The organism is Photobacterium lucens (assembly GCF_009873615.1).
In the GTDB taxonomy this organism is placed as follows: Bacteria; Pseudomonadota; Gammaproteobacteria; order Enterobacterales; family Vibrionaceae; genus Photobacterium; species Photobacterium lucens.
Genome location: NZ_SSMG01000273.1, coordinates 1 through 10,772 on the forward strand (window position 1 = coordinate 1; position 10,772 = coordinate 10,772).

The window sequence follows — 10,772 nt, forward strand, 5'->3', positions numbered from 1 at the left end:
ATTCAGTGGCTTATAATTCATGTTTATATGACATAGGCATCAATAAAAAATTGGCAATATTTTATATTAATGACAGAATACACATTGCCAGTAATTTGTCGCTTTAGTGTCGAGTTTTTTACAGTTGTAAGGATAGGGAAATGAAGAAACACGCCGGCTTTTCGTTAATTGAATTAGTCGTTGTGATTATTGTACTGGGGATTTTAGCGGCTACCGCATTACCTCGGTTTATGAATATCACCGATCAAGCGAAACAATCAGCGATCGAAGGGATGACAGGTGGGTTTGCCACCGCTGTAATTTCGGCAAGAGCGCAATGGGAAGCGTATGGTCGCCCAGTTGATAGTGGCAATAATAATATTGTCGACTACGATGGTACTGAGTTCAAACTCACTAAAGAAGATACCACGCTAAACATTCGACCTGGTTATCCGTTTGCATTAAACAGTAGTGCAACCTTGAGTGCTGTCGATATGACAGCCAATGACTGTTTAGATTTATTGCAGGAGCTAATGCAAAACCCGCCATTAGCAACCATTTCCCGCGATGATTTGGTAAATAGCAAAGATTTATTTTTCGTCACCGTTGAAGGCACAAGTGCCGATAAACAGTGTCGTTATTATCAGCTAGCATCTGCTAGTAAAAATAGCTCTGGTGAAGTGAACCCATTAGCCGGACATTCTTTTACTTATAAACCGGCAGTGGGCCGCGTTGAAGTAGATTTGAAATAAAGAGAGAGAAGTATATGAAACGTCAAGGTGGCTTTACGCTAATCGAATTAGTCGTTGTTATCGTGATTTTAGGTATTTTAGCTGTTACTGCAGCACCTAAGTTTATGAACCTACAAAATGATGCACGTAAAGCATCACTAGAAGGTCTGAAAGGCTCTATCCAAGGTGCTGCTGGTATCGTTTACGGTAAAGCTGCGATTGAAGGTGTTGAGTCTGTAGCTAGTGGTAAGTCTGTTAATGATATTCCACTGGCTTTTGGTTACCCAGTTGCAACTTCTGCAGCTCTAGGTGCAGCGGTCAATGGTTTAAGTTCTGATTGGACTTGTGATACACCAGCAGATGATTCTATTAAGTGTACTTTCAAAGGTAAAACTTCTTACTTTGATGATAGCTCTGATGCTTGTTACGTTAAATATACGCAAGCTAAAAGTGTATCTGAAGCAGCAACAACAGTTGTAGTTGCTAAAGGTAACTCTTGTAACTAATACCGCTGATAGCGCTCGGATGGGCGCTATTTAATTAAATTTCATCAGATGATGGGATTTAATTAAATAATCCTCAACAAGGAAGTACATGATGAGTAAGCAAAAAGGTTTTACCTTAATTGAATTAGTAGTTGTTATTGTTATTTTAGGCATTCTTGCGGTTACCGCTGCTCCTAAGTTTCTGAATCTTCAAAATGATGCCCGTAATGCTTCTTTGCAAGGATTGAAAGGTGCAATTCAAGGGGCTGCTAGCATTGTTTATGGTAAAGCTGCGATTGAAGGTATTGAATCAACAGCTAAAGGTTCGAATATTCAAGTTGGTGATATTACAACTAACTACGGTTACCCAACGGCAGATTCGAACGGTATTGTTAAAGCTGTAAATGGTTTAAATAGTGGTGATTGGATTGGTGCTGTATCTGGTTCAGCGGGGACTGGTTCGTATCTTGTGACATTTGATAATTTGGTAGCCGCTGGCTCAAATGCTGCAACCATCGCAGCGACAGGATGTTATGTTGAATACAACGCCGCAGATGTATCTAACGCAGCTTCAACATTAGCAATTACATCTGGCGATTCATGTAAGTAATTTCACAAGGAAGTAAAAGATGAATAAACAAAAAGGTTTTACCTTAATTGAATTAGTCGTTGTTATCGTGATTCTTGGCATTCTAGCGGTAACAGCTGCACCTAAGTTTTTAAACTTGCAAGGTGATGCACGTAAAGCATCATTACAAGGTTTGAAAGGTGCGATTGATGGCGCTGCGGGCATTACTTATGGTCGAGCAGCGGTTGATGGTGTTGAAGCTGTATCAAGTTCTACCACGACGAAAGGTGGTGTACCTGTAGCGTACGGTTTCCCTAAAGCAACTTCAGCGGCTTTAAGTAAAGTGGTCACTGGCTTAAATGAAGATTGGAAAGTAGTGGCATCGGTGGATAACACTTCTATTTCTTATTCATACAAAAGTAATAATACAACAGACAAATGTATTGTGACTTATACCCAAGCAACAGGTGTCTCTTCTCCTGCAACAACTCAAGTGACTTTAGGTCCTGACTGTGCCGGTGAGTAATTAGCAATTAGCTAGAATAAAAGGCGCAGTCATTCGGCTGCGCCTTTTTTGTATAAATCTGATAAATTACATAATAAGCACAAATGATTAACGTTTAGGTGGTAATGTGAAGCAGCAACAAGGTTTTACCCTCGTCGAATTAATTATGGTGATCGTGATTATTGGCATTATTAGTGCCACGGCGGCTGCTCGTTTCTCAGGACGTAGTGAGTTTGATGCACAACTAACGCGTGATCAGGCGATTTCGGTTATTCGCCAAATTCAAATCTCTGCAATGCAAGGGAATAGATTGCCATTAAAGGTGACGAATAGCTGTTTAGGTGTGTGTGATCCAACGGTCACTGAAAGTGATGATAGCTTGCGTGAAGCTCAAACCAATACCACCTTTGCCCTAACTAAAGCTGAGCCGCCAGCTTCTATTTTGTATTTTAACCTGCTTGGACAGCCAGCCAGTGGGTCTGCGTCAAGCGCAGCGTTAGTGTGTACTAACGGTTGTACCATTACTATTACAGCAAAGAATAAACAAACCGCCAGTATTTGCATTAATAGCCAAGGCTATGTGTATAAAAAGAAAGATAATGAGGTATGTAGTAAGTGAATACTTACATTAAACAACGAGGTTTTACCTTAATTGAAGGAATTATCACCATTGTCTTGCTGGCGATTGCGATGATCACCTTAGTAAGCTTTCTTTTTCCTCAAGTTGAACGTTCTGCTGTACCTCATTATCAAGCCCGATCAGCAGTAATAGCGGATGCTATTTTCAATGAAATTTTAGCGCGTCAGTTTGATGAAAAATCAGACCCTAATGGTGACAGTGTTTATCGTTGTGGTGAGAACGATGCCGAAGGTACGTTAATAGAATGTACTGCTACCGATCGTTTTGGCCCTGATAGCCCTCAAGAAGCATCAAATAGTGCATTTTCCAATGATGTCGATGACTTTATTGGTTGCTGGGGAAACACTGAGCAGTGCCCTGATAGCTATATTTACAGTGATAGTGCATATGTAAAGCCTTCTTTGACTTCTCGTCGTGGTGATCTCATTGATTTGATGCCTAGTCAAAAAAGTGATTCAGCGATCAATAATGCTGATTACACTCATATTCATGCGACGGTCGAGGTAAGTGAAGTGCCTTCTCAACCACTGAAAAAAATCACAGTGAAGGTTGATGCAGGGCGCTATGGTAGTTACGACTACATTGCATATCGGGGGAATTACTAATGACGAAACCTCGTGGTTTTACCCTGTTTGAAATGGTGATAGCAATCGTAGTGTTATCAATCATTATGATTGGGATCGGTAGCTATATTGCGATAGGTGTAAAAGGTTATACCAACACCGTTGATCGTGAACGCCTACAGTCACAAGCCCGTTTTCTCGTTGCGAGGATGACCAAAGAAATTCGCCATGCAGCCCCGAATAGTTTGAATGCTAGTGGTGGTTGTTTAAGTTTCTATCCGATTATTGCCCCTGCTGTGTATTACGCAAATTTACCCAATAACAGTTCAAGCATTGCGATATCGCCATTGAATTATTCTGTCAATTGGGAAAATAAAGGCAACTTGGTTGCGGTTGGTTTTGCATCTTTCGAGCAGTATCAAAACAACACGATCAAAGTCAATGGGATCGCCAAGCCAACCAATGCGAATGAACCGTATCAATTAAGCTTAACGTCGCCAATAACAACAGCCTCTCCGGGTAAACGTTTGTATTTGTATAAAGATAAGATCAGTTACTGTCAGCAAGGTTCAACCATTGTTAGACGCGTTAATGATGGGGATGGCGTATTAATGGCAGATAATATTGATACCTTTACGCCAGAAGTACAATCAGCAGGATTAAATAGCAGTGCTATTGCTCTTTTCTCCATTCAATACTTAGATCAACGAACCCAAGAAAAGTCGGATTATAACCACAGTGTGCAGGTGATGAATGTCTTATAGCAGTTATAACAAGCAGCGTGGTAGTGGCTTAATGATCGTGCTATTCGTCATTGTCGTGATGGGGTTGATGGCAATGGTGATGACAAAAATTGGTACATCCAGCCAAACCATGACTACGAAAGAAGTTCTCGGTACACGAGCATGGTTTACCGCGCATTCCGCTAATGAAGTGGTATTAACCAAGCTTTTCCCACTAGGCACTCCATTTAAAAGTGACGCTACCGCTTGTAAAAATTATTCAGCAGAAGAGATAACAAAAGAAATGCCTCAGTTTCAAACGGGATGCAAAGTCGAAAAAATACAGTGCACGACTAAACAAATAAAGATTTCAGGAAAGCCTTCTGTTACTGAATATCGACTAGAAAGTACAGCTACCTGCGGTAGTAATAACGTAGCAATGACGCGCACCCAAGAAGTATGGGCGAAAGATATACAATGAAATATTTTTTAAAAACAATTTTTTCTGCCAGCCTTTTATTTTTAGCGGCGAATGTTTACGCAGATACTTCAAATCAATTTGAATTTGGTCAAATATCAGGTCCTTGTTTATATAATGACTGTACGATCACATTTAAAAAAACAGGTTATAAAGATCCCCTTGTTTTTTTAATGCCCTCTTTTGCTGATGGACATTGGAATGACGCACCATCAACGCTGCGTATTACCTCTATTTCAAAAAGTTCTGCAACGTTTAAGCAGTTTATTGCACCTTATAATAGTAAAGATTTAACTCTCGCCGTAAAAAATGGCTGCTTAAAGTCATCGGATAGAAAAAATAAAGATGACGATGATTTTGATGATTACGTCGATGATAATAAATCATGGTGTATTGAAGCGGTACCTATGAGAAATATCAGTTACTTCGTTATTGAAAATAATGCTGATATTAATTTAGGCAAAAGTGGACGAATTATTGCGAAGAGAGTACAGACGAATAAATATATTAAAGGTGCTCAGTCGTTAAAGAAGGCATCAGATAGAGACAAGTATGCAATAAATATCACTAATCCAGATATGGATGGTCAATATGGTGTTTTAGTTGAAACCCAAGATGGATTAACGCCGAGTCTTTTAAATACAGTGAATAAATTAGATGCAATTAATGAAATTGAATCTGAAATAACTGTATTAGAGCAGGAAAAGGAGTCTTTAGAGGACGATCTTATTCATAAGTGGTGGGCGATCAGTGATGTCTATTACAAGCATAGAATAAAACAATTAAATCGTGATATAGCGGCTTTAAAAAAGAAACTTAATGCGGTTAAAAATACGATTTCACCTAACTCAAAGATTATTCTAAGCCCTTCGCAATGGTTTACGCCTTCTGTTGAGTTTTTAGATAGAAAAGTCTATCTATCGTTAGATCGTAGCGAAGTCGAAAGTAATTATAGTCCTAAACGTCAGGTCGCATACCTTATGGTTAAAGGGCGTGGCGTCTTTAAAGGACTGAGTTTTGCATTAGGACAAGACACAACATTTGATAGTGTCGATCATGGTGATAATGGTTGGCTGGGTATTCTATCGTCACCTTATAATCAATGTCAGCAAGTGACGAATATTGATTACAAGTTTTCTGAAAAACCGTTTTTATTAGCTTCTAAAAACTCACGTTTAGGTATTAATGGCGGTTTCTTACGTCTTTGTAAGCAAAACTATGAGAATGGAAATTCACAAGTTAGTTTTGTCACCGATGAAGACCTAAATGAGCCTAATCAAAGAAAACTAGAACGTAACCACCATGCTGAGCGTTTTGGTTATATGGCGTTTCAACAAGTACTTTCACCTGAAACTTGTGAGCTATTCCCTGGGCCTGCGCAAACTTGGGATAAAAATACAGGTGAATTTCGCATTGATAGTAACGTGACGATTAAAGGTACGCCATTAATTGAAGGTCAACGACGTATTGGGTTTCCTTCTGTAGGCTATTACGGAAAACCTACCTATCAAGAATGTAGTGGTGAGCGATGTTATCCAAATGGTTTATTTGCAAAAAAAGAAACCTTGGGGAGTTGGCCTGCAAATAATGATGGTTATTTTGATCCTTCAGATATTAAACCTAATAAGAAAGAGTATTGGTTTACATCACTTAACTTGGCGTCAGGAGAGCATGTTAAATTTCCAAATGGCTCTATCATTCATGCTCAAACCTTGAATTTAGATGGTGGTACAAGAGGCGGTTCGACATTACAGGCTGAATCTGGAGTTCCTGATAACTTAATTATTTATGTTCATGGTACTGCTGGACAAATATCTACTGTTGCAAAAGGATCTCAATTAAGAGCATTGGTTTACTCGGAGCAGATCATTTCCATTTCGAGTAGTTTAGAAAATCTAGAAACAGGTATCTCAGGCGCTGTAACCGCTCCTTCGATTTATTTAACGGGCAGTGATACGAATTCACCGAAAAGTTATATTGAAGGTAATAGCGCCTGTTTTGATAGCGATCCTACTTATGAGTTAATGATTACACCTACAGCATCAACATCAACGCTTTGTGATGCGCAGCCTGTTAATTTCACAATAAAAAGCACTGATGGTAGTGATGCTCAATATCAAGGTAACGTGGAAGTATCGGTCAATTCTCAGTTTGGAGGTTTATGGTCTAAACGTGCAGATATGGCTGATGCAAAAATCTTGAATAAAGGTAAAACCGTTTTCTCTATACCTGCTGTCGATAATCAAGCCAAGGTTTGGATCAAAGGCAATAATGCCGAAACGATCACTGTTGATGCATCTATTGATAATATGGTTGTAGCGCCACAAAGTGGTAATTACACCTTTATCCCTGGTGGTTTCTCGATTGAATTAACGCCTAACAATAACATTGTGGCAGGTAAAGATTTCACGGCTAAAGTTACTGCGATGACCTGTTTAACTGGCTCAAATATTAAGCCGATTGAAAATTATAGCGGCATCAAGCTATTAGATTTCTCAACACAATATCAGGCACCTAAAAAAGCAGCTGATCCGAATGATCCTATCACCGTTGAAATAGTGAACGGCAAACATATAGATTCATCGACAGGTGCGACTAAACAGGCAAAAGTCGAGTTTACGAATGGTGAGTCAGAGGCGCTGACGTTACGTTATCGTGATGCAGGGATCATTAGTTGGCATGTCTCTGATCCAAATTGTACAAGCGAAAGTTGTACGTTAACGGAAAAAAATGCCAAAGAAACGAAGTTATTACGTCAGCAATTGCCTGATGGTTTAACAGGTTCAGTGATAATAAATTCAAGACCTTGGATGTTTGCCATTTGCCCATTAACACTCAATGGCAAGAATCAATTGCGATTAGCGAATGGAACATCAGAAGGTGGTGAAGCTTATACCGCAGCTGGTTTGCCTTTTAGTGTATTGCTTAAACCTTTGGTATGGCAAAGCAATGATGTAAAAAATGCTGTTGTCGATGTTTCTAATAATAAATATTGTGGTTATTCAGTCACAGAAAACTTCCTTGCTCCTGATGCACCAACGATGGGTAGCGGTTTGTTAACGCAAATGCGTTTAGCAACCCCGAAAGGCGGTGCTAAAGGTCAGTTTACGCAAGGGAAGATGACGGTTGAGCCAACATTAAAAGGCTTACTACTAAGTGCTAATACATGGTCTGAAGTCGGCAGCATTTGGCTGCAAGTGGGTATGAATGACTATATTGAGAAAGGCAATGATATTGAACAGAGTCAGCGTCAAATTGGGCGTTTTTACCCTCACTATTTTGCCTTTACTGATACCAGCAGAGTGACACCTGCAATAGGTGATTTTACTTATATGGATCAGCCCTTTGATGCTAGCTTTACGATTAATGCTTTTAATGCTGCGAACGATCCGGTGAAAAATTATGGCTTGTTTGCTTCTCACTTGCAGAGTCAATTTGAACTTGCATCTGGTAATTATGAAAGTGGTTACTTGCCACTAGATGTACGTTTGAAACAGGTTAATAGTGACTTATCACTCGTCACACCCCATGTGAGTAAATGGAGCCCAGCGAGTTCTCAAATTATTTTTGCGCCATACAAATTGATGCTTCAGCGTAAAGGTACGGGAACCACCATAGAAGATGGGCCTTATCATCAATGGCAGCTACGTGTTAAACAGAAAACGCCGTGGCCTGATAATGTGACTTGGTCTGGTGAAGACGTAGATCAGAATGGGGCATTAGTTGGTAAAAACGATTTACGATACGGACGTATGGTATTAGAAAGTGTTGGCGGTGACATGAGTAAACCGCTGGCAGTGCCATTACGAGTTGAATATTGGGATGGCACTGAGTTTGTTGAAAACAGTGATGACTCGATCTCGCAATTTAATGGTGCTAATTATTGTCGTCAGATTGTTAGCATTACGCCAAGTGATGCTAAAAGCTCAGCAAAGACATCAGGTAGCGGCAGTATAGTTGCTGGTAAAGCGCTATCAGGCCGCTTTATGGCACAGCCTAGTGACATAAAAGGGTATGGTGTAGACAGTAAAATTCCAGTCTACAAACAACAGGTACGGTTATGGCAGCGACTAGATAACTCCAAACCCAAGAAGCAAGATAAGAATATTGAATGCTTTGGTACTTATATTGCTCAACCTTGGCTGCGTTATAATTGGCGACAATTAGGGGATGAAGATCCTTCCGCAATAATTACTTTTGGTGTTTATCGAGGTAATGATCGCATATTGTACAGAGATGAGCCGGGTATTCCTGCTACTGATTACCAGTAATTATCATTTATGAACCATAAAGCCGAGAGTGTGAACTCTCGGCTTTTTTTTATGCTAATTATGAGATCTAACAGTAGATGTTTGCTTTGTTAATAATTAAAATATTAATATGAAACTTGTTAGATATCTACAGGGTATTGGAGTGCTCTGAGTTATTGCTGAAAGGGATTTTTATGAAGGCGTGCTTTCAAGCTGTATTATTATTTTTGTTTTCTACGCTGATTGCTTTTCAGGTTAATGCTGGCGAATATGAATTTGGTTCATTCGATACGAGTGTATGCTCTTCTTTGATAGTTGCAGAATCAGAAGATAGTTATGATGATGGCTCTGGTTGTAAGATCGTATTTAAAAAAACGTTTGCAACGAGACCTCTTGTATTTTTGATGCCAACAATACCGAGTGTTAACCCTGATATTGATGCTCCCCAATCGTTGGCATTACTAAACGTTACTAAATCATCTTTTTCTGTGGCTCAGGTTGTTGCTCCACTAGCAAAAAAAAATTCAAACTTACAGAAAAATAAAATGGCGACCATTTCTTATTTAGCTATTGAGGCAGGAATAACAGAATTTGATGATGGTCATAAAGTCTTTGCTGGTAGCATTTCAACAAAGCGATTTGTATCTGACGGTAATCAATCTAACCCTGCTTATGAATATATAAACTTAACGACCAAAGCACCATTTATTACTCAATCACCTATTGTTTTATCTGAAGTTCAAGGGAGAAAAAATAAGCGTTGGTTAACAACAGCTATAACGAACTTATCACCGCAAGGCTTTAATATTGGACTAGAACTGACACGGGTAAATAAGAAAGAACCAGATATAGATAGTAAAGAAAGAGTTGGTTTTTTAATTAGTCAGCCTCATGCAGGGGAAACACTGGGCTATGATTACGAATTTTCTTTCGGTGATATTATTTCTAATAGTGGTAAGGACTATCCATTACAGCATGTTTGTAATTCAGAGGTAGGTTTTAGTCATAAAAACTATTCGACAGTCCCAAATGTTATTGCGGGTAAATTAACACGTAAAGGTGGTCAAGGTGGTTGGCTACGTCGCTGTGTGCTTACAAATAAAGGTGTAAGTTTTGTTATCGATGAAGACATTCCTGAGAATACTGCGATTTCAAGTCGAAGACATACAGATGAAAAAGTCGGTTTTTTAGCATTTGCTGATAAACCGATGTTGCCACCAGTAACTGATGATGAATGTAAGTATTTTTTAGGTCCAGCCCAAACATGGGAAAATAATGAAATAAATTATACTCAGCTACAAGTTGGAGCATTGAGTCGATTAATTAATACTGTAGAGAAAGATAACAAAAGATATGTTGGTTTTGAGCAATTATATATTAGGGATGGTAGTTTACAAGGATGTGATGATAAAAGATGTTTAGAAGATACTAGTTTAATTGTTAAAGCTAAAGATAGACCTATTCTTGCTGAATTTAAAGAGAGTCAAACAAATAATACATTTGATGCGACAAATCCTAACGAGCCGATATTAGAATATGACGATTACTCTTCAATTTCTATTCGTGGTGGGAATATAACTTTAGATAAAGATGTTATGATAATAAAATTTTTATCATTGGATGCAAATAGTACATTAACATTAAAATCGGGAAGCTATTGGGTTGATAGTCTCTCTGTTAGTGGTTCTAATATTATTGTTCCTGAAAATAATAAGGTTTATTTATATGTAAAGGGTTTCTCTTTTCATCATACGTCAGGAAGTAGTGGATCATTAATTAACAGTAATGGTAAAAGTGATAATCTTATTATTCATGCTTATAAATTAAAACCTAGTTCTATAACTATACATG

9 protein-coding genes and 1 pseudogene are annotated in these 10,772 nt (G+C 38.7%); all 10 read left to right on the forward strand.

What is annotated here, in order from left to right; genetic code table 11:
* Positions 1-140: 140 nt before the first annotated feature.
* On the forward strand, positions 141-731 hold the full coding sequence (locus E5A76_RS11635; RefSeq protein WP_161119038.1) for a type II secretion system protein: 591 nt from the start codon (positions 141-143) through the stop codon (positions 729-731).
* A 14-nt stretch (positions 732-745) separates the two neighbouring features.
* The gene (locus tag E5A76_RS11640) at positions 746-1,216 is read left to right on the forward strand and encodes a type II secretion system protein (protein WP_053988014.1); all 471 of its coding nucleotides are present in this window, start codon (positions 746-748) and stop codon (positions 1,214-1,216) included.
* A gap of 91 nt (positions 1,217-1,307) precedes the next feature.
* Complete coding sequence (locus E5A76_RS11645) at positions 1,308-1,805, forward strand: type II secretion system protein (protein ID WP_161119044.1); 498 nt, start codon at positions 1,308-1,310, stop codon at positions 1,803-1,805.
* 19 nt (positions 1,806-1,824) lie between these two features.
* The gene (locus E5A76_RS11650) at positions 1,825-2,289 is read left to right on the forward strand and encodes a prepilin-type N-terminal cleavage/methylation domain-containing protein (RefSeq protein WP_053988016.1); all 465 of its coding nucleotides are present in this window, start codon (positions 1,825-1,827) and stop codon (positions 2,287-2,289) included.
* Between the two features lie 106 nt (positions 2,290-2,395).
* Entirely contained in the window at positions 2,396-2,887 is a 492-nt protein-coding gene (locus E5A76_RS11655; RefSeq protein ID WP_161119039.1) for a prepilin-type N-terminal cleavage/methylation domain-containing protein, read from the forward strand.
* Positions 2,884-3,513, forward strand: a complete 630-nt coding sequence (locus tag E5A76_RS11660) for a type IV pilus modification PilV family protein (protein ID WP_161119040.1) — start codon at positions 2,884-2,886, stop codon at positions 3,511-3,513. Before E5A76_RS11655 ends, E5A76_RS11660 begins: the two co-directional genes overlap by 4 nt.
* Entirely contained in the window at positions 3,513-4,235 is a 723-nt protein-coding gene (locus tag E5A76_RS11665; RefSeq protein ID WP_161119041.1) for a PilW family protein, read from the forward strand. Before E5A76_RS11660 ends, E5A76_RS11665 begins: the two co-directional genes overlap by 1 nt.
* Complete coding sequence (locus tag E5A76_RS11670; protein ID WP_161119042.1) at positions 4,225-4,674, forward strand: MshP protein; 450 nt, start codon at positions 4,225-4,227, stop codon at positions 4,672-4,674. The genes E5A76_RS11665 and E5A76_RS11670 overlap by 11 nt, the downstream gene beginning before the upstream one ends.
* The gene (locus E5A76_RS11675; protein WP_161119043.1) at positions 4,671-8,942 is read left to right on the forward strand and encodes a DUF6701 domain-containing protein; all 4,272 of its coding nucleotides are present in this window, start codon (positions 4,671-4,673) and stop codon (positions 8,940-8,942) included. The genes E5A76_RS11670 and E5A76_RS11675 overlap by 4 nt, the downstream gene beginning before the upstream one ends.
* Positions 8,943-9,115: 173 nt before the next feature.
* Positions 9,116-10,772 (forward strand): annotated as a pseudogene (locus tag E5A76_RS11680) (DUF6701 domain-containing protein); the annotation flags it as partial.

Excerpts from the sequence above, each read along its gene's own strand:
- E5A76_RS11670 (WP_161119042.1), top strand. The coding sequence starts at position 4,225 with ATGTCTTATAGCAGTTATAACAAGCAGCGTGGTAGTGGCTTAATGATC.
- E5A76_RS11635 (WP_161119038.1), top strand. The coding sequence starts at position 141 with ATGAAGAAACACGCCGGCTTTTCGTTAATTGAATTAGTCGTTGTGATT.
- E5A76_RS11640 (WP_053988014.1), top strand. The coding sequence starts at position 746 with ATGAAACGTCAAGGTGGCTTTACGCTAATCGAATTAGTCGTTGTTATC.
- E5A76_RS11665 (WP_161119041.1), top strand. The coding sequence starts at position 3,513 with ATGACGAAACCTCGTGGTTTTACCCTGTTTGAAATGGTGATAGCAATC.
- E5A76_RS11650 (WP_053988016.1), top strand. The coding sequence starts at position 1,825 with ATGAATAAACAAAAAGGTTTTACCTTAATTGAATTAGTCGTTGTTATC.
- E5A76_RS11645 (WP_161119044.1), top strand. The coding sequence starts at position 1,308 with ATGAGTAAGCAAAAAGGTTTTACCTTAATTGAATTAGTAGTTGTTATT.
- E5A76_RS11675 (WP_161119043.1), top strand. The coding sequence starts at position 4,671 with ATGAAATATTTTTTAAAAACAATTTTTTCTGCCAGCCTTTTATTTTTA.